Origin of the sequence: Lachnoclostridium sp. An169, from assembly GCF_002160525.1 — a bacterium.
GTDB lineage: Bacteria > Bacillota > Clostridia > Lachnospirales > Lachnospiraceae > Mediterraneibacter > Mediterraneibacter cottocaccae.
The window spans coordinates 18,813-41,678 of sequence record NZ_NFKT01000016.1 but is presented as its reverse complement, the minus strand read 5'-3'; the positions used below and the strand labels follow the sequence as shown (position 1 = coordinate 41,678).

The 22,866-nt window shown below is 47.5% G+C and carries 13 protein-coding genes; 1 reads left to right on the top strand and 12 read right to left on the bottom strand.

The features are described from left to right. Nucleotides 1-4: 4 nt before the first annotated feature. From B5F07_RS12250 to B5F07_RS12240, 3 genes are all read right to left on the bottom strand, one after another. The gene (locus B5F07_RS12250; RefSeq protein ID WP_087161577.1) at nt 5-2,668 is read right to left on the bottom strand and encodes a hypothetical protein; all 2,664 of its coding nucleotides are present in this window, start codon (nt 2,666-2,668) and stop codon (nt 5-7) included. 102 nt (nt 2,669-2,770) lie between these two features. After that, nucleotides 2,771-4,270, bottom strand: coding sequence for an ABC transporter substrate-binding protein (locus tag B5F07_RS12245; protein WP_162613125.1), 1,500 nt, complete (start codon nt 4,268-4,270; stop codon nt 2,771-2,773). Nucleotides 4,271-4,357: 87 nt separating this feature from the next. Continuing rightward, the gene (locus B5F07_RS12240; RefSeq protein WP_162613124.1) at nt 4,358-6,046 is read right to left on the bottom strand and encodes a sensor histidine kinase; all 1,689 of its coding nucleotides are present in this window, start codon (nt 6,044-6,046) and stop codon (nt 4,358-4,360) included. Nucleotides 6,047-6,395: 349 nt separating this feature from the next. On the opposite strand from B5F07_RS12240, the gene B5F07_RS12235 reads away from it, so the two are divergent. Beyond that, nucleotides 6,396-7,277, top strand: coding sequence for an Rpn family recombination-promoting nuclease/putative transposase (locus B5F07_RS12235; RefSeq protein WP_087161574.1), 882 nt, complete (start codon nt 6,396-6,398; stop codon nt 7,275-7,277). A 69-nt stretch (nt 7,278-7,346) separates the two neighbouring features. Here B5F07_RS12235 and B5F07_RS12230 read toward each other — a convergent pair whose 3' ends face one another. The 9 genes from B5F07_RS12230 to B5F07_RS12190 all read right to left on the bottom strand — a co-directional run bounded on the left by B5F07_RS12230 (nt 7,347) and on the right by B5F07_RS12190 (nt 22,750). Further along, the gene (locus B5F07_RS12230; protein WP_204248842.1) at nt 7,347-8,123 is read right to left on the bottom strand and encodes a (Fe-S)-binding protein; all 777 of its coding nucleotides are present in this window, start codon (nt 8,121-8,123) and stop codon (nt 7,347-7,349) included. Next, complete coding sequence (locus tag B5F07_RS12225; protein ID WP_087161573.1) at nt 8,113-9,915, bottom strand: FAD-dependent oxidoreductase; 1,803 nt, start codon at nt 9,913-9,915, stop codon at nt 8,113-8,115. Before B5F07_RS12225 ends, B5F07_RS12230 begins: the two co-directional genes overlap by 11 nt. Before the next feature lie 29 nt (nt 9,916-9,944). Further along, on the bottom strand, nt 9,945-10,691 hold the full coding sequence (locus tag B5F07_RS12220; RefSeq protein ID WP_087161572.1) for a succinate dehydrogenase/fumarate reductase iron-sulfur subunit: 747 nt from the start codon (nt 10,689-10,691) through the stop codon (nt 9,945-9,947). Beyond that, entirely contained in the window at nt 10,691-12,550 is a 1,860-nt protein-coding gene (locus tag B5F07_RS12215) for an FAD-dependent oxidoreductase (protein ID WP_087161571.1), read from the bottom strand. Before B5F07_RS12215 ends, B5F07_RS12220 begins: the two co-directional genes overlap by 1 nt. A gap of 38 nt (nt 12,551-12,588) precedes the next feature. Beyond that, nucleotides 12,589-13,929: an MFS transporter gene (locus tag B5F07_RS12210; protein ID WP_087161570.1), complete on the bottom strand. Its 1,341-nt coding sequence runs from the start codon at nt 13,927-13,929 to the stop codon at nt 12,589-12,591. Between the two features lie 78 nt (nt 13,930-14,007). Beyond that, entirely contained in the window at nt 14,008-15,765 is a 1,758-nt protein-coding gene (locus B5F07_RS12205; RefSeq protein WP_087161569.1) for a sulfatase, read from the bottom strand. Continuing rightward, the gene (locus tag B5F07_RS12200) at nt 15,740-17,581 is read right to left on the bottom strand and encodes a family 43 glycosylhydrolase (protein ID WP_087161568.1); all 1,842 of its coding nucleotides are present in this window, start codon (nt 17,579-17,581) and stop codon (nt 15,740-15,742) included. The genes B5F07_RS12205 and B5F07_RS12200 overlap by 26 nt, the downstream gene beginning before the upstream one ends. A 106-nt stretch (nt 17,582-17,687) precedes the next feature. Then, nucleotides 17,688-20,081, bottom strand: a complete 2,394-nt coding sequence (locus tag B5F07_RS12195) for a glycoside hydrolase family 2 TIM barrel-domain containing protein (protein WP_087161567.1) — start codon at nt 20,079-20,081, stop codon at nt 17,688-17,690. A 32-nt stretch (nt 20,082-20,113) separates the two neighbouring features. Next, nucleotides 20,114-22,750: a glycoside hydrolase family 3 protein gene (locus tag B5F07_RS12190; RefSeq protein ID WP_087161566.1), complete on the bottom strand. Its 2,637-nt coding sequence runs from the start codon at nt 22,748-22,750 to the stop codon at nt 20,114-20,116. Between the last annotated feature and the right edge of the window lie 116 nt (nt 22,751-22,866).

Genomic DNA, 22,866 nt, shown 5'->3' with positions numbered 1-22,866 from the left:
TTTTTTATTCTGCCGCCTTCTGCCAGCATACCGGTCCGATCAGCCCCAACCGTGGCATACATACATATGCGCACGGACTCACAATAGATTCCATATCCTGATCTCTTATATCCGGTATTCCTCTTGCAGGGGAAGGCTGTATGTGTATCTCTACAGCATTGCTTCCTTCTTTTACCACTGAAGAAACATCAAATATGTACGGTGCCGCAATCCGGTATCCTGCATCTATCCCGTTTATATACACATGAGCGCTGTCACAAACTTCCCCCAGGTTAAGGAAATCGGGAAGCAGTCCGATAAAAACAGCTTTCGTCCTGTATACCAGCTCACCGGTGAATCTTATCATATCCTGTTGCATTTCCAGATCTTCCGGTTCCGCCAGTTCCCGAATCTGCTTTGTTCCTTCTTTTTCGTACTCTGCCGTCCATTTTCCCCGAGACCACCCGATCTTCGGAAGTCTGCCTGACAAAGTCCCCTCCGGTACATGGTTCTGTTCTTTTTCTTCCCGGAGAGGTTCCCCGATAATATACAGAGCACTCCCTAGACAGCCCAGAGACAAATCCACCATTCCGGCACCAGTTGTCTCAATCCAATTTTCCTCTGCATCTACCCTTCTTATATACCTGTGTTCCGATCCGGGAAAAATGATTTTTGTCTGAAGGCCATTTCTGTCATCCTCATTCAGAAACAGGTAATAATCTCTTTCCTCCTTTTTCCAATGAGCATACCGCAGCCAGGGGGCCGATCCTATAACGCGGACATCATATATTCCTTTTTCCTTAAGTCTCACCGCCGTCTTTTGCAGCGGTACCGGAGAAAAATTTTTATTTTTCCACTCGATATTCCCTGCCCTTTCACAGTAGCCGACCGGCAGGGAGTCGATAAACATGATCTCTGTCCCATTCTCATGCAGCTCCAGAACGCCTTTCAGAACATCTTCCCGGATATAACTGCATTTCGGAATGATCAGTGCCCTGTACTCCTGTCCGTTTACCGAGAATCTGCCCGGCATAATCATGGTATGATAATACTCCCTCTCTACAAATACATCTCCAGGAATTACATCATAAGCGATCTGTTCCTTTTGCAGCACTGCCCCTGCCTTCTGGAAATACATGCAGCTCCCGCTCCATTCAGCCTCTGCATGGTACAGGACTGCAGCCGGTATCACTGCCTTTCCTCCGGACAGCATTCTGCATATCTTTCCGGCATAGCGGAAAAGTACCGCGCCTTCTTCCGGAAGAAGCGCTTTTCTGATCACCGGCACAAGATGGTCAATCCCATTAACAAATAAATGGTCTAAAAGGAATTTATAAAACTTCCCATTCGATAGTTCCTGGTACACCGCATTTATTTCACAGAAGCTGCCTCCTTGCTTTTCCGGATTAATATGCGCTTCCGATGCGGCAAGCCTGCACAGCCCATAATGGTAAAATTCTCCGTCTCCATCCGCGCATCCGTACCAGCACACCCCCTTCATATCCATCCCCGGCCGCAGCTGACCTCCGATCAGATCCACCCCCGCCATGTCCTGATGCCGCTGTGTTCGGAAAAAATGTCCGGTTCCGCACCCAAGCCTCGTATGGGAATTCTCATCCTCTACAACATGACCGATATAGCGGATACCTCTGTCACGACACCATGAAAAAACCTGACCATTATAATTTTCCTGAATTGCTCTTGTTACCGCATCCATATAATGATATCTTACTATCCGGCTTGTTTCGCCACATTCATACCACAATCCCGGAAGAAGCTCCAGCCATTTTTCTCCCAGCCTTTTCTTCATGGCTTCAGGCATCCCTCTGCTCCATGGCATAGCTGCCGGCGTTCTCCCCTTCACATCCCCCGGAAGACAGTTGAAATCATATCCTCCTACATTTCCTACTTCAGGCTCATCATAGAAAAATCCCTCCCACGTAATTCCAAGCTCATCTTTTAATCTGCTGTAGTGCAGTTCATGAACCTTTTCTATCTGTACTTTTACGGATTCTTTATCCAACAGGTTCATGTAAAACTTCCTGCCGTTTCCGATATGTGTCTCAAAGATAAAAAATATGCGCCATATACCTGCCGGAAGATCAAACTGAAGTATGCCGCTTTCTTCATTCAGGTATTCCGTAAGGCTGATCGCCTTTCCTGCATCATATTCATTTTCCTCTGTCTCCGGCATTGCTGTCACTCCAAGAAGTCGTGCCCGGCTGTTTTTCTCCGGACCGGTCTTTTTCATTCCTGCAATAATATTTTCCATTCCGCCTGTGAGCAGTCCGTTAAACCGGTCTGCTGCAATCCGGGCACTTTTTAACGGTCCCCGCACATTTGTATGACGTTCTTCTATATAAAGCTTTCCTCTTTGAAAATATTCCTCCTGTCGAAACGCCCCGTTTGCAGCTCCTGTAGGAAAAGGCGCCGCATCCTGCGTCCAATATGTCATCTGCATTTCCCGGCATATATTCGATATCTTTCCAAGTACCGAAAAATATCTCTCGTCAAAAGGGCTGATGCCCCAATTTTTCTGTCCGTCGTTTTCTCTGGCTGCGTACTGAATCACAAAGGAACTGATCCCCATCTTTTTCAGTTCCTGAAGTCTGCTGCGGATCTCATCCTCAGTATCTGTATCCCAGATATTCAGGAACGGCTGAATCTCCGGACTTTTCTCTCTCCTCACTGCCTTTTCCCTCCGTATAGCAAAGAAGCGCCGCACCTCAAATGATTTCTTTGCCTCATTTTTCTGTACAGCGCTTCTTCTGAATCTCCTGTCTGTATTGGTTTATTTTCCTTTCAGGAAAGCGTCAAGCTGTTCCTGTTTCTCAGCGATCACGTCGTCCACTCCGGCTGCCTTAAGTGCATTGATGAACTCTTCATAATACTGATCAAGATCTACGCTCCCGGTCTCCAGAGACGGCTCATACTGTTCAACAACCGCTGTTATCGCTGCGATCTTCGTCGAAGCTTCTGCCGATGGACTGTAAAGCACTCCTATATCTTTCATGGGATTATTCATTGCTTCTTCCGTATATGCATCATTCTTTTCCTGAGACTGGCTCTCGCTCCATACATATACCTCCCTGGTATCTCCCCAGAGCCCCAGTGTGTTGTAGTATCCGCTGTTTGTAGCATCTTTTCCCTCAGGAAAACCGATCAGATTTTTTTCTTCATCCAATACTACATAATGTTCGCCCTCAATTCCCCACTGGATCAGATTTGCTATGTCCGGATTCTCCCATACATAGTTCAGAAAACGCACTGCCGCTTCCGGTTCTTCCGCCGTATTTGGTACAACCCATCCTCCCATAGCCTGAGTCGGTTGGAAAACCTCTGTCAAACGGATCATATACTCTGAATCATCTGCCTGTACCGGGGCACTTACCATAAAATAGCCTGCTGCGACCCCGGAATCCACCAGTTCTTCCTGGCTGGAATCCGTCACGGCAGCATCCGGATAAATATATCCCGCCAGATTCCAGTCCCGCATATGCTGCAGATAATCTCTGTACTCATCTGTCTCATAAAGATTAACGATCTCCGTACTTTCCGTATCCATCAGAACTCCTGTCGCCTGATCGCCGCCCATCGCATCAAACATTCCTACATATCCGTAGCTTGCAGTGGCGCCTGTCTGTCCACACGGATACATATCCGGATGATTTTCCTTGATTGCTGCGAACAGTTCTCCGAGTTCATCGAGAGTATATACTTTATTCTCATCGTAAGCCCAGTCCGTCTCATCTACATACTGCTTCTTTACCACAAAGCCGCCGCCAGATCCTGTCACATTCGGCACGGCCATTACCGACCAGATTTCCCCGTCCATAGTGTTGTTGCTCGCATAGGTCCAGCCCTCATCTGTCATCTGCTGGATATATGGTGCGTTCTCGGCTATCAGGTCAGTCAGCGGTTGGATAAGCCCCTGCTCTTTATATGTGTTCAGATCCTGCAGAAGAGGCATCATCAAATCGTATCGTTCCCCTGTGGCAAGCCATGTTGTGAACTGGGACATGGCATCATATGCCGATACCGGCTTAAATTCGACTTCCACCCCGATATCTTTGACCGAACGCTCATTCAGAGCATCCTGCACCTCCTGCAGATCTGCAGGAGTCTGCCCCAGCGTCAGGTAAGTCACCACAATGTGATCCGTCTCACTGGTGTTTTCCTTCTCACTGCCACTCTGCTCCGGTTCTGTCTGCGTACTGCATCCTGCCAAAACAGACAAGGCCGTTGCTGTGCACAGCAGGACCGCCGCTGCCTTTTTGAACTGTTTTCTCATACAATTTCCTCCTTTGCTTTCCTTGTATTTGGTAAGCTTATTATCTCTTTTCCACTTAAAATTGTATGGATATAAATCGGGCATAAACTAACACAAATCGGACATCTCATCTTTGCTCACCGTAAATGGCAGCGTGATCCATACCTGCGTGCCTTCTCCCGCCGTACTGCTGATGTGAAGTTCTGTTTTGTCGCCGTAAAAGGCCTCCAGACGTTTCCGGCAGTTATATACCCCTATGTGCCTGTCTCCGTTTTTATCAATATACATTTTTCCCTCATTCAGACATTCCGCCAGATCCGATTCCATTCCCTCACCTGTATCATTTACAGAAATGCAGAGTTTATCCTCTTCTTTTCGCATATAGATGAGTATCTCAATCGCTTCATCTGATTTTCGTGCATATTTCACTGCATTTTCCACAAAATTCTGGATAAGGAGTGACGGTATCAAAGCATTCTCAATACCCTCTTCCATATAATATACACTTGATATTTCTCCCGGATACCGTATCTTCTGAATATCAAGATAATTTTCAACAAAGCGCATTTCTGCCTTAACTGTAACGAGATCGTTATTTTCCCTCAGACAGTATCGGAAATATTCTACCAGATTCATCGTATATTTCTGGATTACTTCATACTGTTTGGTCTGCGCCAGGGAATAGATCATGTTCAGGGAATTCAAAAGAAGATGCGGATTTACCTGAAGCTTCAGATTATTAAGCTGAGTCTCGTACAGCATTTTTTCCTGTTCTCTGGCCATCTGGATATCTTCTGCCATCTCATTAAACTTACAATAAATATAATCGTAATCCTCCGTCGCCGCACGTTCATTTATCCTGAAAGCCCAATTGCGCTGTTCTAACTGTTGGAGGCCGTTCTCCAGTACCTTCATAGGATGAACTGCCTGTCTGCGGATCAGTATCCACAAAAGCGCCAGTATTGCTATTCCCAGCCATGCAATAAACTGAAGGATCAGATAAGCGGCAGGCGTCGCAGTCCATCTGCCATAATGGAAGAGCTCAGCGTATATTCTGGAGCCTTCGTTTGAGATGCGGCTCACCGATTCCCATCTTTCTTTTCCCATGCTATTGCCGGTTTCTGCATCTTCCGGGAACATTTCTATGTTTTTCCCCGGTTGAAGGAAGATCTGGTTCACAGAATCTGAATAAAGTATGCCGCACTGTTCCATATGATCTGACATCAGCCACTGTTCAGCCTCTGTATTAAAGTCCAGACCGATGCATACATTGTAATTACGGTATGTGGTAAAAGAAAGGAAAAAATACCTTTCCTGAAGGCATGTAATTTTCCATTTTCCCATACTGCCTGCTTCTTTTTCCTTCATCTGCAGTTCTGTTTTCATCATCTGGATGTCGTCTGGATTTGCAAGTTTAGAAGAAGAGCTCATATATATCTTCCCGTTCTCTTTTTTCTCCTCCAGATAAAAAAAGCCGCTGATACCATACAAATTCAGCGCTTCGCGTGCCTCATTTGCCAGTACAATACTTGCTACCTCATTCACTTCTGCGGCTCCCATAAATTCCTGCTGATTTTCTGAAATCAGCCCTGCATACCATCTGTCAATAGTTTCCAGACTGCCAAGCTGTCCTTCCATAAATATCTCAAATTCCGTCCTGTAAGAAACGGCGATCCGCTCCCTGGCTTCCCTGATTGCCACATAGCTGAGAAAAATTGCCAGGATATTAACCGGAATCACCGTAAGACAGATAAAGAACATCAGGCGCTTATCCAGCTGTCTCAACAATTTCTTCATTTTCACTCCCATATTTTCACCTTTTTGCATAAATTTTCCGCTTAATCAAATAACTTTTCCGTTATTTTTTCATTGTATCATTCTGTATTGTGAAAATCCAGAGCCTGATCGGACATATCATATTTCGGTTTATTTAATGGGCTCTTCTGTCAGAAACTCATTATAAGAATCCTCATGCTGCGGAAAACTTTTTCTATCTCCTGTAAGTTTGTTGATAACTCGTTTTTTTATGCTTCAGCTATTGAAAGAATCTTTCCAGCGTGGTATGGTTGGCCTACTCCAAAGAAGAGACGAAACATTAACGGTGGTGTTTTCATATAGAACGTGGTAAGATAAGGGAGGAAACGATATGTGTAAAAATGAACATGACAACTTTATCATGCTTCCCACAGTGGACTTCTGTTTTAAAGAACTGATGCAAAATCCCAAGGTCAGGAAAGGTTTCATCGCGGCAGTCCTCGGGAAAGATCCAGTATCAATCCGGAATACGATCCTGATTCCCTCGGAACTGCGCAGAGAATCCTCTGACGACAAGCTTGGAATCCTGGATGTGATGGTGGAGCTGGATGACGGATCAAAACTGAACATGGAAATGCAGGTACCGTATTTTGAATTCTGGACAAACCGGGTCCTGTTTTATGAATGCAAAGTATACACCAGCCAGATCAAAAGGGGTGAGCCTTACGAAACATTAAAACCCTGTATTCATGTAAGTATTCTTGATTTCATCCATTTTCCAGAGGATAAGCGTTGTTACAGAAAGATCGCATTCTGTGATGTTGAAACCGGAAAGCAGTATACAAACCTTATGGAACTGCATATCCTGGAGTTGAAAAAACTGCCTGAGGAAGACCAGAACGAGGAAGGTGTGATCCGCTGGATGCGCTTCTTAAGTGGGAAGACCAAGAAGGAGTTCGAGGATATGGCAAAGAAAGATGAATATATTGAAGAAGCATACAACGAACTGAAAAAACTGAGTCTGGATGAGCAGAAACGCCTGGAGTATGAAGCAAGGGAGCGGGCGCTTCATGATTATAATACGCAGATGAACAGCGCAGAACGGCGGGGCAAGCGTGCCGCTTTAAAAGAACTGATCCGAAAAAAGCTGGATAAAGGCATGTCCCCGGAAGCCATTGCCGAATTTCTTGAATTAGATACAGATGAAGTTATGGAACTGGCAGGAGAAGCTGTCACAGACGCTGACGCTCTTTCTAAGTGGAGCCAAAAGTAAAGGAAGGGAAAAAGGGATGTCTGCTCTTCCCGACAGACATCCCCATCTTCTCTTCCATATCACACACTTTCACTCAAAACATTTCATCATCTGTTTTCTTGTCTCAAAACGATTATGCCATACATTGTCCGGTTTTTCCAGGACATCACATCCCGGTTCATCTCCCATATGCACAACAGGTCCCCAGATCAGATCTAATATATGCCATGCCTTAACATGATTCTGCATGAAAGCAGAACGACAGGTCGAGCAATATACTACAACCGGATAATCCTCCAGTGTTTCGATACGGCGCCGCATGACTTTTCGCGTCATATCCGGATTGGCCGGATTGACCTGCCCGCCAAATCCGCAGCATTTCGTCTTTTCACCTGAGTATTCAGATTCGACATACTGATATCCCAATTCCTTCAATATCCAGCGGATCCCTTCCTGCGCCTCCTTATCATAACGTGCGGAGCAGGAATCGTGAATCGTAAAAATCATATCACTGTCTTTTGCTTTTCCCCTGACTTCTTCTGGAAGTCCTGTCTTCGGGAGAATCTCCCATAAAGAACGCACCTTCGTATTGCTTTCCTTCTCAAATACCGCTTTACAGTTTGGACAGGCAAGAATCAGTTCTTCTACATGTACCTCTTCCAGATCCTGCTCCAGTCCGGCAAATCTTTCCCGAAAAAGCTCGTACTGTCCGATATCTTTTGTCGGTTTCCCACAGCACTTTAATACCGCTGAGAATTTGGGCAGGCAGCTTTTCAGATATGCCGTTGTCTTTGCAACAGCCTCCGGATTATAAGAAGCCAGACTGCATCCCGGCATAAATCCATAATGTTTTGCCTTATCGATCATCGTTCTCACCTCCACAGGCTTTTGCTGTATACATGGAATAAAATCCCAGTTCCTGGTGTATGTTTACCGCCCGGTGGCCTTTCATCGGAGATTGTCCGTAGTTTGCTTTCACAAAATCTCTGCGCGCTTCCATGAATATCTCTTTGATCGGAAGCTCGAGCGGACATACTCTGGTACATCCGTCACAATCATTGCATGAATATGATACCACTGCCTCCATTTTTCCTTCAGAAGCGAGCTGGCCGAAAATATCTTCCGGGCAGCTGCCGTACTCATTCATCATGACACATTCTTTCATGCATAATCTGCATTCACATTTCAGACATCTGGATGCTTCTTTTACCGCATCTTCCTCACTGAATCCGGCGTCAATCGGTTCAAAATCCCGGATGCGTTCACTGACCGGTCTGAGATTCTTATGTACTCTCGGCTCATCTTTCGTTCCTTCCGGAAGCGGAACGTTTAATTTTGTTTCATATGCCCATTCTTTCTTCAGATCTCTGTCTTCCTTCAGATCTCTGCCGCAGACAAACCGATCAATACTGACAGCCGCCTTACGGCCCAGGGCCATGGCCTCTACCACGATCTTTCCGCCTGCCGCATCACCTGCTGCAAATACGCCCTGGATTTCCGTGGCAAGTGTATCCGGATCGACCTGATATCTTCCTCCTCCGATCTGCTTTACAGCTCCGTCTGTAATATCTTCCACGATCTGTCCCGTTGCCATAATAACAGTATCTACTTCAATGGTCTTCGTTTTCTCTCCATATTGAGGAGCAAATCTTCCTTCTGCATCGTATACAGAGGTGACTTCCTGAATAACGATTCCTTTCACCGCTCCGTTTTCTTCCAGTATCTGTGCCGGTCCCCATCCGAAATTGCATTGAACGCCTTCTTCCAGCGCCTCATCCCTCTCCTCATCAGAAGCCGGCAGAATCTCCAGGTTCTCCAGCGAGCATTGATATACTTCACGATTTCCTAACCGGACTGCTGAACGCGCGCAGTCCATAGCCACATCTCCGCCGCCGATCACCATGATCCTTCTTCCCGCAGCCTTGAAATCTTTTGTCTCATTTACTTCTCTCAAAAATTCAACTGCAGTAAATACTCCTTCTGCATCATAACCGGGCACTTTGATCACATTACCCTTTTGTGCGCCTGCCGCGATCAATACAGCGTCGTATTGTTCTCTTAACTCCTGAAATGAGCAGTCTCTGCCTACCTGGACGCCAAATCTGAATTTTATGCCAAGTTTATCCAGATAACGATACTCATGATCGATGATCTCTCTGGGCAGTCGGTAAACAGGAATTCCAATCCGGAGCATTCCGCCTGCCTTATCCATTTTTTCGTAGATCGTTACTTCATGTCCTGCTTTTCTCAAGTCGATCGCAGCCTGTGCCCCGGCCGGCCCGGAACCTACGATCGCTATACGTTTGCCGGTATCTGCTCCTGTTTCCAGATCCCACAGGGACTCATCATCTGCCTGCTCTGCCGCGAACCGTTTCAGCGCAGCGATCGCCATGGGCTGGTGAAATTCCATCTCTCTTCTGCATGCATTTTCGCAGGGATGCGCGCAGATCCTCCCCAAAGTATTCGGTAAGAACAGTTTCTCCCGGATCACTTTCAGCGCTTCCTCATATCTGCGTTCTGCGATCAGGCCGATATACGCTTTTACATCCGTACTCATCGGACATCTGCTCATACAGAAGGCATCTTCATGTCCCATGCATTCATGAACGATCTTATCCGCATTCTGAATCACGCTCTCACTAAATTTGACCGAACTCATAACTGTATTCCTTTCACACTTTATCGTACTTATTGACTGTTCTTCCAGAAATTGTGGTCATCGCAGCCTTCCGGTTTCAGGCCCCGTTTCTCAGCGTCGTCCCGCAGTCTCTTAAGGAGTGATAAATGTGGGATCTGAGCAGGACAGACGAGCTCACAGCTTCCGCACATCACGCATTTCCATAATCCCGAATGGACCGCCTGCTCTACACGGTCAGCCTCATCGTGAGGATCCAGATGCCGGAACGCGACCTGCATCATTGCCCCCGGTCCTATATAATCCCAGTCATTCACTTTTAAAGCGGCACATACATCGTAGCAGAGCATGCACTCCCGGCAGTTATTTAACCTTTCCAGAGTATTCCAGTAAAGGTCATAATCAATATTCTCTGATTTTTCTACCGGATTCAGTGTTTTCTTTGCCACCTGCGTTTCAACAAATTTCTGCATGACCGGTTTCCTGTCTATGATCAGATCCCGGATAATGGGCTGACCCTCCAGCGGTTCAAACGTATGACGCCCCGGTGTCAGCTTTGTATAACATGCCAGGCCGGGCTTGCCGTCAATCACCATGGAACATCTTCCGCATATGCTTCCTCTGCAGTTATAATCATATGCGATCGGTTCGATATTTTCGTAAATATAGTGCAGTACCTGCAGGCCTGTCATAAATCCGCTCTTATCTTCCTGCCATGGGACTTCATATTCTTTATAATATGGCTTTTCATCCACAGAAGGATCATACCTGAACACTTTTGCAGTAATCTTCTTTTCCATTATCTGTTCTCCTTTGCGTCATCCTTTTCTCCTTTTGCAAATGTATCAAGTCCGATATCTGTCGGAACCATCTGAGCTACAACCGCTGACGGAATAATCTGATCGTATTTCGGAGCGAACTCCGAATGCCATGTCCCATCTTTCTCCAGTTTTACCACTGTATTTTTCAGTCCGGTACTGTTGTCGAGATTCGGATAATCCGTACGCATATTGAATCCCCTTGTCTCTCTCCGGATCAATCCTGCATATGACGCTCCCAGCGCACAGTAGAGCATGTTTTCCGCCTCAAAACAGTCTCTCCATTCGCAGTTCATGTGATAAGATCTGTCTGAAGTCCACATTCTTGGGATATCTTCCTCCTTGATCCTTGTGAGTTCCCGGATGATATCCTTAATCTTCTTTTCATCCTTCAGAGGCCCGTTCTCTCTGTCCCAGTAGGTCTGCTGAATCCTGCGCATCACCTTATTCGGCCTGATCGGATTCTCCGGTTCTTTTTCAATATAGTGGAATGCCCGTTCAATGATCCTGTCCACCTGCTCTTTATCCACTGCCGGCATACTGATCTTTGAAGCGATCTCGACCGCTCCGTTTGCCGCGATCCATCCGCCGGACTGGGCTGCGATCTGTGTCATGCCTCCGACTGCTCCCGGCGCCGCTCCCGCAAAGAACAATCCCGGTATGACCGTTTCTGAAGTTTCTGACAATTCACGCGGACATCCGGCACTGTCCCATGTCTCAGGCACAACCTCCACATACTGCGGCAGTTCATAGTCCATCAAAGCTTTCTGCCTCTCTTCTACCCGCCTGAAATAACGCGGGCTGACCGGTGCTGACGCTTTATCCAGATAGCAGCCTCCGTTTTCCGTCGTTCTTCCATGCAGTCTCAGACCATAGAAGATCCTCATGGTTCCGCCCATATTTATCATCGGATGTTTATCTCCCAGCATCTCCGCCCAGGAAATCATGTCCTTATCGTAAATCATATTCTTTGGTGTCTGACTTGCATCAAAGTTAAAGTTCCCCATAGTCTGTCTCGTACCCGCAGGCGTCCATTGCGAAGCATCGCCGCAGTACTGCTCCATGTCAGCCATGGGGATGCCATGCCTCAGAAGAATGGCAGTTCCGTCCCCGGTATTCTCCTTTCCGGCCATGGACTCTGCCCCCATGCCGTTCCATCCGGTAATCCAGCAGTAGCTTCCCGTTGCCATAATGGTTGCCCTGGACCGGAACACATGCGGAATACCGTTCACCATGTCAATGGCTACTGCGCCCGCAGCATGCCCGTCATCCGACAGAAGAATATCTACAACATAAGTATTATCTATGATCTCCGTTACATTACCATTTCTCTGACACCACTGCGCCATCATCCTCGGCCAGAATCCCTGATCATGCGTCACCGGGAACTGAGGATTCACTTCATTTCTGCTGAGAACAGTTCCGTCCTCGTTGTATAAAGGAATACTTCCATATTTCAAGCCATTCTGAATAATCTTTTCCTCTTTATGCGCCTTAAGGAGATTATAGAAATACGGCTGGTTTAACAGTCCCTCACATACCATATCCATTACTGCGATAGTGCCTGCTATTGCTGCGTCATCATCCGGACTGAACTCCATGCTCTGATAAGTATGCCCCCAGTTCATGCCGGATGTTCCCGAATGCCCGAATACCCCTTTGTCAACAATAATCGCCGTTTTCCCTCTGCTCACAACACGCAGTGCTGCTTCCATGCCGGCAATTCCTCCGCCGATCACAAGTACATCACATTCATGCACCTGGACAGGTCTGCGTTTTTCACTGTACTCCGGTTTTTCATTTGCAGTTCCCCGCATAAAATCTCTTCTTGAATTTGGCATCTTACCGTTTCCTCCTGCTCCATCAATTGGAATTTTCTTTATTCCGCCCGTTTTCCTGCCTTTGCCTTTTCGCGCAGTCCGGGAAGAATCTTCTCCAGATCATATTTCATACAAATAATGACGATCAGCAGATAGATCACAGCCGGGATCACGCTGTACAGGCATCTGATCCCCATCACTGCGTCTGCCGTCTGCACCTCTGCTGCCCCATTATATCCGAATACGGCAAGCATAATTCCCAACAGCGCATTGCCTACGCCCTGACCGATCTTTGTGCCGAAGCTGCTCACGGCACTCATCGTTGTCTCCATCCTCTTTTTCCCGGTCAACACATTATACTCCGAACAGTCCAGAAGCAGAAGTCCGCTGATATACGCAATCGGAAGTCCTGCAAAAGTATAAAGGACTGCTGCGATCATCAGAATGGCCATATTGTCTCCCGCGAAGAAATTAAGCCCCCATCCGACAACACCGCATATCGCGCCGAACAGGATGATCCTGGAAGTGGTGATTCCTCTTTTCATCACCTGCGGAAAGATAAACATGACGATCAGAAGCGGCATGGAAAGCGCTGCGAGTGAAGTATATTTATCAATCCCCCCTCCGATATATGTAAAATAATATGTATAAGCGTTCATTCCCTGAACGAGATTGTACAACAGTGAAATCCCTGCCGCCATAAAGATATATTTGTTGCTTTTGAGCGCCCCCAGCATATCTTTCAGTGTTACACGTTCGGTCTCACCATTGTCGATCTCAACCGTCTCTTTTACAAGCAGAAAACGCAGCAGACCGATCGCGCAAAGCGGGATTGCGAACATCCCCACCATTCTCGACCATCCTGACGCAGAGGTCGCCATTGTCGCCATCATCTGCGGGAACAGCATGGAAACTACTGCACAGCCCAGCGTTACTACAATACCGCCGTAAGAATTTACTTTGACGATCTGCTGCTGTGAACCAAACGCCCGCAGCATATATGGAGTCTGGTTAGAATACAGGAAAGTTGCGAATATGGAATTGACCAGCGTATACATGATAAATACCCATATATATTTCAAAACATCAGACCACTCCGCCGGACAGCTGAACAAAAGCCATGTACAGATCCACAGAGCGATAATAAACACCTCATAAGGTCTTGCCTTTCCCCATTTCGTATGTGTATTGTCAATAATATATCCCGCGATCAGATCGGTAATACCGTCTGTGATCTTTGATACGAGAAGCAGTATTCCCACTACTGCGGATGAAAGCATCAGAGTATCTGTGCAGTAAATGTTAAGATACCCCAGGATAATGACCATACATCCCATAGAAACTGCCCTTGCCTGCCATCCCCAGAACTTACCGATTCCCATTTTATCTTTCTTTTCCATTTGTTTCTCCTTTCACTACGTGATTTCTGTTATCTCTCTTTATACGTGATTTCCGTTATCTCCCTATATCCGCACACATCACACGGTACGGGCCGCCAGCATGCCGAAATAGTACACAATCGGCTGCTGTTCCTGCGGGACCGCTTCTTTGATCACTTCGAGCATCCGGTCCGCCGTTACTCTGCCTCCGCTGTCCTCTTTCCTGCGGCAGATTCTCTCAACTGCCTGCTCTGCTGCCTCTTCCGGAAGGAAACGTGCGATCACCTGGCACATATTTGCCGCGCCTTCCTCCCACTCCATATCGGAGAATCTGTCCGGAATACGGACCTGTTTTTCCTTCTCATGCAGCCTTCTGATATCCTCCGGAGTGACTTCTCCTTCTTCCGGGAATCCAAAACGCCCGAAACGCTCTGCCGGACACTCGTCCTCATGCATCATCCGGATCATGGCATTGGCGAGTTCCGTCTCTTTCTCAATATTGTCAGCCGGATGCTCCTGCCTGGGATCATCCTGCAGATCAAAGAGTCTTGTTCCGAAATTCGCCAGATGGTTCATCCCCTCATTTGCCCGGATCTTCATGGTCCGGCAGCCTTTCGTGAAGGAGAAGGGTTCCTGCAGATGAATATCCTGAAGTTCCTCTGTTCCGAACCGGCGCTGCATATGGGTCGGCATCAGGGTGTATTCGTAAAATTCCGTTCCTTCGAGAGGCGCTTTCATATACACATACCTTCCGTCAGTGATATTGCAGTGACCCTCGTGATAGCCGAACATTGCATAGTCCCGGATCTTTCCGCCATGTCTTATCACAGACTGCAGTGGTTTCCCCTGCATATTCTGCGGGATCTTTTGTCCGAAATGTTCCAGTATCGTAGGCGCAAGATCGATGGTCTGTGTCAGGGCGCTCCTGCGCTCCCCATGCACGCCGCTGCGGGGATCATAAATGAAAAGCGGCGTATGACAGATCTCCTCATAGACAGGCATGACGGTTTTGCTCCACCAGCCATGTTCTCCCAGAAGGAAACCATGATCCGTATTGATGATCAGCATCGTGTCCTTCCACAGATCATATTCGTCCATCTTATCCAGCACCAGTCCCAGATAATGGTCACACATAGTGACAAGCGCCGCATATTCCATCCGCACATGACGGACGGCGTCCCCGCCTTCCGTCACGAAATAATAAGGCGGCCAGTCTCCCATATCCCCGTCATAATCATGAGCAAACGCTTCTTTATATGCCTTCTGGGTAAAGAAAGGCTCATGGGGATCGAACGTCTCGATCTGAAGGAACCAGTTGTCCTCAGCATGGTTTTTCTCCAGGAAATCCAATCCCGCTGAAAACGTGACCGCCTGCGGCATCCGCTCCTCCCGGTCCATATACTCCCTGTTGGCAAGGTCATAATAGTTTTTCCCGCTGTACAGATTCCTCTCATGCACCGCGCGGATCAGATCACAGTTGACCTTCCAGTGGTCTCCCTCCTGCCCCCTGCTGAATACAAAGGAAGAATATCTGGAGTGATAGGTCGCTCCACCGTCTTCCCAGTAGTGATCGTGATCTGTCACCAGATGGGTATAGATCCCGTTGTTTTTCAGTATCTCCGGCATTGAGTCATCGAAAGGTTCGATCGGCCCCCAGCTTCGATGTTCAAAATTATATCTTCCTGTGTGGATTTCCCGCCGCGCGGGCATGCATGGCAGACTTCCCGCATAATTACAGTCAAATGTCACACATCTCTCTGCAAGCCGAATAAAATTCGGGGTCCGGATCCAGTCGCAGCCATACGGTTCCAGCATATTCCGGTTCAGGGAATCATACATCACCATGATCGCCTTCATAGACTGTGATCACCTCGCCTTCCGTTATTCCGTTCTCATTGAACGTATCGATTCTGACATAAACAGACTGCCCGGTTACGAGCGCGCCGACATGTCCTTCCTCTCTGCCATAGACCATCCGGCTGTGGTAGAGTTTTTCCGGAGCATGTCCCCAGAGGATCACTGCTCCGATTGCATCCTCTGCTCTCCAGCTGACGTCCATATCCATGGCGCCGTCATAGTCAGCCTGAACCCCTTCTGCTCTGTGCGGAGATTCGCCGTTTCCTTTTCCAAATATACGGATGCCGGAAACAGCTGCGCACTGTCCATAAGGAAGCTTTTCCACTGTCAGTTTTACAAAACGGATCCTGGTCTCCTGCGCCAGTTCAATAAAATCATGCGCATAATCTGTATCTGTTGCCCGTTTGTCGGCAATAACAAAATACTTTATTCCGTCAGCCGAACCTTCCAGCAGCCAGTTTGTACTCTGTTTTTCCGTATCGATCCATCGTTCTTCATAGGGCAGGCGCAGCATTTCCAGCGTATCCGGAAGTTCTTTTCTCATACCGTCATCTGCGAAATTGATCTGGATTGCAGAGACACGCATCTCCTCTCCCAGATCAACGACCGCATACTCTCCCGGCTGATCTGACGCTGCTTTCCAGAATGTCTGAATATTTTCATCCGTGATATTCTCAGCCCCTGTACCGCTTGAGACCTTTACCGGTTTGCGGTAGGAAAGAAGCATCCAGTCCGGCAGATCGAACGGTTTTGCATCCATTGCGATCGGCCAGCACGCAAACCGCTGATCACAATACAATTCTCCATCCTCGTCAAATCCCGCTTTCCAAAGTCCGAGCCTTCTTTCAAAATTCTCATTATGGCTGATTCTCATAGACGCTGTATGCCAGATATTCCCCTGCCTGTCCTCTAATGTAGATCCATGGCCTGCCCCTGTCATAAACCCTCCCGGATTATATGAATACGGATTATTCTCTGCAGGCTTAAACGGTCCGAGCGGCTGATCACTTACATATACCCCGTCTCCATACACATTATATTCTGTACCGGGAACCGCGTACTGCAGATAGTATCTGCCGTCATGTTTTGTCATCCATGCCCCTTCAATATATGGCTTGTTTCCAAAGTATCCGCGCAGCATGTTCCTTAGTTCTTCTTCATTCATCCCCATATCCCGGCCTTCTGCTGCAGACTGTGCCAGAAGGCCCTGATACATCTGATCCACCTCAGCCTCGATCTGTTCCTGCGTTTTCGGGGGGATGTGCTCATTCCCGAAGCGCTCATATCCCCGATGTTCCGGATCCGTATCGAACATCACCTGTTTCTCTCCTGTCGGCACCATCGTTTCCGGATCCAGCTCGACTCCATAGATCGGTTCCTGATTGGAGCATCCCCAGTAAAAATACACTCTTCCATCATCGTCAATAAACAGATTCGGATCCCAGAATGCAAATGTACCTGGAATTTTCTCAAATTCCTCTGTTCTGGGGTCCCTGGTACGATAAAAATCACACGCCTCTCCCATATGTGAAGCAGAAAAATACATATAGTCTCCCATCACCCTCACATCCGGCGCATAATCATAGATCGGAATCTTTCCTCTGAACTCATGGAACTCCCAGTTATACAGATCATCGCTTGTAAAGAAACCTGCTGTCATGGACGGGAACAGAAAATATGTATCTTTAAACAGGATAAGCGAAGGATCTGCCGCCTCTCTGTAAACTTTAAACGGCTCAGGTTTTTCCGCTGCATTTACCTTGCGGTAAAACTGATAACGGTATTCCAGGTTCATGGGGTTACAATAATGTTTCATAGCCAGCCTCCTTTTTCTTTATTGACTGTATTATATGATCCGGATATTCTTCCCAATATTACGAATGTTTTATTTTTATCACGAATATTACAATCGCAAATATTAATTACTGAACAATATCGATCCAGTGTTCTGCGCTTCCCAAATCTTCCGCCTGAACATAAACCCTAACTTTATCTCCTTCTCCGGCTTTCACAACAGCCAATGCCCGTCCACAATATGTGGTATATTCTCCCGTTACAAAAGATTCCAGTGTGCATGGCCTGGCACTGCCAAATCCAAGCAGTGTTCCTCCTTCGACCGATACGGATATTTTTTTGTCCATATTGGATTCCACGATCCCATTTTGATCCGTAATGCACACGGGTATATAGATAATATCTCCCGCTTTCACCTTTTCTTCCTCCGGGAGCACAGATACTCTGAGATCTTCCCGGGCAGATACGAGGGTATTTCTTCCTGTCTCTCTTCCCGAAGCGTCATATGCGACCGCTTCCAGCTTTCCGGGCCGGTATTTTGCGCGGAACAATGTTTTATATGCTTTCACTTTCTTTTTCCCAAGGGATTTTCCGTTTAACAGCAGTTCGATCCGGGCAGCGTCGGCATACACTTCTATCTCCGCCTTGTTTCCCGTGCATCCGCTCCAGCTCCAGCTCGCGAAACAGTTCGTTCCTCTCCATGTTGCTGTCCGTACCCTGATCCCCGGGTGGTTCACAGGTCTTACGCCGATATAGGGTTTGTCGGAAAGTCCCCAGACTGTTTTGGCATAATAAGCTTCTCCATTCGCATCTCCAAGAATATCCAGTGCACCCACGTCCGCCAGAAGCCATGGATACGGTTTGTCAAACGAGGCCCCGTCTGCCGTATAAGTCCAGGCTCCGATCCCGGCCTCCCCCAGATAGTCCCATCCCGTCCACATGAAATCTCCCAGAAGATAGGGGTACTTCTTTACCATTTCCCAGTTTCTGGCAATATCCATAGGGAACGTTTCCGTACCGATGATCAGACGCCCCGGATGGGCTTTTTCTTCCAGCGGATATCTTCCCGATGCATAGTTATAACCGGCGATATCCAGTGCATCGAGGATTGGCGATGTCACCTCATCCGCATGCCTGGAATTTGCCATCTTATTCATGTTCGTTCCGATCATGGATGTCATCATGTTAAAGAAAAGACTTCCGGAAGCTTTCGTTTTTTTCGCTTTCCTCTTCTTTGCTTTTTCCTGATCCGAACGTCCGCCCTCCTCCTTATAGACTCCTTTTCCTCTGCTCGCCATATCAATGACCATTAAATTGATCCCGGCAGTCACCGGTCTTGTATCATCTGCTTTGTGAACATACTCCACGATCTCTCTGCCAAGCTGAACACCTTTTTCATCTTTTGGCTCAGAGACTTCATTTCCTATAGAGTACATGATGACACTGGGATGATTGTAATCACGTTCCACCATTGCATTGATATCAGAATGATAATTTTCCATAAATGCATCGGCATAATCATACTTGTTTTTATGTCCATACCACATGTCCCAGGTTTCATCCATGACGTATACGCCAAGTTTATCGCAGGCGCGGAGCATCCCCTCTGCTGCCGGATTATGGGAACTCCGGATCGCATTGAATCCATATTTTTTCAACAGCCGGACTCTTCTCTCTTCGGATTTATCATAAGTGGCTGCTCCCAGCACCCCATTGTCATGATGAACGCATGCCCCCTTAAGAAGCGTCTCTTTTCCATTGATAAACAGTCCTTTTTCCGTCCATTCAACCAGCCGGATCCCGAATTCTTCTTCCGCTTCATCCAGCACAGTATCATTTTCCATAAGCAGAACTCTGCACCGGTACAGATGCGGATGCTCCTCATCCCAGAGTTTCGCGCCGGGTATCTCTATTTCTGCCTCCGTTCCTTCTGCCTTTGCGATCACAGTATCGCTGCCCGCCTCTGTAACATGGAGGATGATCTTTACCTCCGTCTCTGCGGTGACTGATGTCCGAATCTGTATTTTTGCCGGTTCGTAAGAGAGGGTTTTTATCCTGACTCCCTGCCAGTCGATATGCGTACTGCCGGCATGGATCAGATGTACCGGTCTGTAGATCCCGCTGCCGGAATACCAGCGGCTGTTGGGCTGATCCGAGTTATCCGCCTCTACCCGGATCACATTCTTTTCCCCATAGACAGCCGCGCCCATGAGTTCTGCCCGAAACGGAATGTATCCGTATTCGCAGACCTTCACCAATGTGTCATTTAAATACACTTTTGCATGCTGATAGACGCCCTCAAATTCAACCGCTAAATAATCCCCTTCCCACTCTTTGGGAATAAGAAAGGTCTTCTCATATATGTAGCGCCCGCCTTCAAAATACCCGACAGCGTTCGTGCCCGGTGCATCCTCTCTCCTTTTTTCAAACAGCATTGCATCGTGAGGCAGTGTAATCTCCCTCCATTGCCTGTCATTCACATTCCTGTATTTCCATCCCGTATTAAAATCTTCTCTTCTCATGAAATTCCCTCACTCTGTATGGCACAGCCTCCCTAACTGAATCTTGCCATCGTTCTGATCATAGACACTACATTCTGCTGCAGGCGTGCAAGCTGGATCCTTCCCTCATTTACCCCGGCGATGATCCGGCTGGTGAAAGTATCATCGGTAGATCCCGGAGTGATCCAGCAGTTGCCTGCTTCGATCATACAAGCCACATCCGCTGTATCATAGGAAGTCCAGTCCGTCATCACAAAACCGTCGAATCCGCACTCTTCCCGGAGCATTCCCAGAATAAGCTCTGCGTCTGTAGAAGCAGGCTGTCCGTTGCAGGCGTTATAGGCGGTCATTACCGCTGCAGGCATATGCTCCTCCATCGAATATTCAAAGGCCTTGAAATAAATTTCCCGAAGCGCCCTCTCGCTGACGATACTCTGATTCCGCTTTCTGCTGGATTCACAGTTATTGGCTATAAGATGTTTGATACAGGCGCCGACTCCGGCATTCTCAAGCCCTCTGCTGAAACATCCGGACATAACACCGGCCAGATATGGATCTTCAGAAAAATATTCCGGCTGACGTCCATTCAGCGGATTCCTGTGGATATTCATGGCGGGCGCCAGGATCATCGGCATGCCGAGTTCTTTCGCTTCTTCTCCGATCACCCGCCCCGCCTGCTCGGCAAGCTGTTTGTTAAATGTTGCACAGACTGTTACGCTTGAAGGCATTCCGATATTCGGGATCCGCAGATTGACTCCACAGTTTCCATCGGAAACCGGGAACCTTGGAATATCAAATCCTTCCATCTGATACATGCTTCCGGCTTCGCCTACGCCTTCCATCCCCCAGCCTGCCTGGGCACATACCGAGATCCTGGCCAGTTCTTCAAGAGAAAACTGTGCCACATATGCTTCCGCTTTGGACAGATCCTCTCTGACATCAGCAAAAGTCAGTTTCTCTGACGGCTTTTCTCCCTTGAATTCTGCTTTGAACTTTTCTCTTGGCGCATACGGCTCAAAAGTATGTTTTTCTTCCTTTACCCCCGACGGTTTTCCTGTTGGATAACTTTCACTATTGTATTTGGAAAGGCGGGTGAATGCGGTCTGCGGGACCATCCGGTTGACCGCCTGCCTGGTAATTTGTTTCTCACTCAGAGTAAAACTTCCGCACGCGTCTGCTTCCACACTGTTTCCCACATACACCAGGTACTCTCCCTTCTCCAGAATATAGGCCGCGTCTTTTTCGCTGTAGGAACTCAGATGCGCTTTCGGGATGACAATTTCCATCTTCTGTTCTTCATCCGGAAGAAGTTCTTTCGTCTTTTCAAAGAATACAAGTTCTTTTTTTGGTTTTTCCAGTTCAACCTCCGGTTTTCCGGCATAGACCTGAACCACTTCCCTGCCCGCTCTGTCTCCCGTATTTTTCACGATCACTTTCAGGGACAGATTCTCACCATCAAAATCCACTTCTTCTGTTTTCATGGAAAACTCGGTGTAGCTGAGTCCATATCCGAACGGATAAGCCACAGGTTTTCCAAAAGTGTCAAAATAGCGGTATCCTACATAAATATCCTCTTCGTACACCGTGTCCACATATACATCCTGTTCTGCATCCAGCCTGGGTTTGTCCACACAGTCGTAGAAATTTCTGCTCGCCGGGATATCAAAATAATCCTCCGCCCAGGTATCCGGAAGTTTTCCCGAAGGATACTGCCTGCCTGACAAAAGATCCACAACTGCCGGTCCTCCCAGCATTCCTCCGAAACCTGTGTACAGCACTGCCTCGATACCGTATTTTTTTACAAAAGACATACTGATCGGATAGCCGACGTTAAGAATGACAACGACGTGGGCGAACTCCTGCGAGAGCGTTTGAATAAGCGCTTCTTCTTTATCGGATAAATAATACTCTCCTTTTGCGGTGGAATTATCCATGTTTTCCCCGGCTGCCCGCGTAATAAGCATGATCGCTGTATCGGACGCTTTTTTTGCATTTTCCATGATGTGCTCTGGCGGAATCTCATCCTCGTCACAACTGTAAAACTCCACAAGCTCCTCATTCAAAGTAAACACATCGCTCATCCTGAGTGCCTCTGCCAGGTTCCGGCTGTAGCGCGGATTGATCTTGCCGGCTCCGACCGCCCCATTTCTGAACTGATGGATCCCTTTCCCGAAAAGATTGCAGACCGTGCCTTCTTTTAACGGAAGCACGTGGTTTTTGTTTTCCAGCAAAACAGTCCCTTCCACCGCCGCCTGGTAGGCGATCTGTTCATGCCCGGCATATTTCTCCTCCGCGTCTGTCCAGGCAGCCGACTGAATCACAAAATCCTGCGGATTCATCTGATTTCCGTCTGTGTCCTCATATCCTTCTACATGAAGCGCATATTCCTTTCCACATTCCGCGATATGCCCTCTCAGAGGAATCCCGAGGATCCACATATAGTTCATCTGCTGCATAGATGTCAGGACGGATCCCCGGATTTCTTTTCCGTCCAGTGTGACCTTCCCTCTGATCTCAGGATTCATCTGCTTGGACCACATCATGATCATGCATCCGGACAGTCTTCTGTCCAGCATGTAGTACAGACCATCCACATCATGAAAATCATATGTAAGCGGCCCAATCCCAAATAATAACGGCTTATCTTCTTTTCCTGTCGGCAGACTTGCAAAAAAATCTTCCATACCCATTGTCACGTTCTCCTTTTTGTATCTGTTTTTTGATAAATAAAAGACCTGATAACGGAAGCATAAAAAAAATACGAGCATCCATATATTACGAATGTTCGTATTCTATCACCAATTTT

What these genes read in the sequence shown, in the direction of transcription:
- B5F07_RS12205 (WP_087161569.1), bottom strand. Translation starts at nt 15,765, where the DNA reads ATGAAGGCGATCATGGTGATGTATGATTCCCTGAACCGGAATATGCTG.
- B5F07_RS12200 (WP_087161568.1), bottom strand. Translation starts at nt 17,581, where the DNA reads ATGAAACATTATTGTAACCCCATGAACCTGGAATACCGTTATCAGTTT.
- B5F07_RS12220 (WP_087161572.1), bottom strand. Translation starts at nt 10,691, where the DNA reads ATGGAAAAGAAGATTACTGCAAAAGTGTTCAGGTATGATCCTTCTGTG.
- B5F07_RS12225 (WP_087161573.1), bottom strand. Translation starts at nt 9,915, where the DNA reads ATGAGTTCGGTCAAATTTAGTGAGAGCGTGATTCAGAATGCGGATAAG.
- B5F07_RS12240 (WP_162613124.1), bottom strand. Translation starts at nt 6,046, where the DNA reads ATGAAGAAATTGTTGAGACAGCTGGATAAGCGCCTGATGTTCTTTATC.
- B5F07_RS12245 (WP_162613125.1), bottom strand. Translation starts at nt 4,270, where the DNA reads ATGAGAAAACAGTTCAAAAAGGCAGCGGCGGTCCTGCTGTGCACAGCA.
- B5F07_RS12235 (WP_087161574.1), top strand. Translation starts at nt 6,396, where the DNA reads ATGTGTAAAAATGAACATGACAACTTTATCATGCTTCCCACAGTGGAC.
- B5F07_RS12195 (WP_087161567.1), bottom strand. Translation starts at nt 20,081, where the DNA reads ATGAGAAGAGAAGATTTTAATACGGGATGGAAATACAGGAATGTGAAT.
- B5F07_RS12210 (WP_087161570.1), bottom strand. Translation starts at nt 13,929, where the DNA reads ATGGAAAAGAAAGATAAAATGGGAATCGGTAAGTTCTGGGGATGGCAG.
- B5F07_RS12230 (WP_204248842.1), bottom strand. Translation starts at nt 8,123, where the DNA reads ATGATCGATAAGGCAAAACATTATGGATTTATGCCGGGATGCAGTCTG.
- B5F07_RS12190 (WP_087161566.1), bottom strand. Translation starts at nt 22,750, where the DNA reads ATGGGTATGGAAGATTTTTTTGCAAGTCTGCCGACAGGAAAAGAAGAT.
- B5F07_RS12215 (WP_087161571.1), bottom strand. Translation starts at nt 12,550, where the DNA reads ATGCCAAATTCAAGAAGAGATTTTATGCGGGGAACTGCAAATGAAAAA.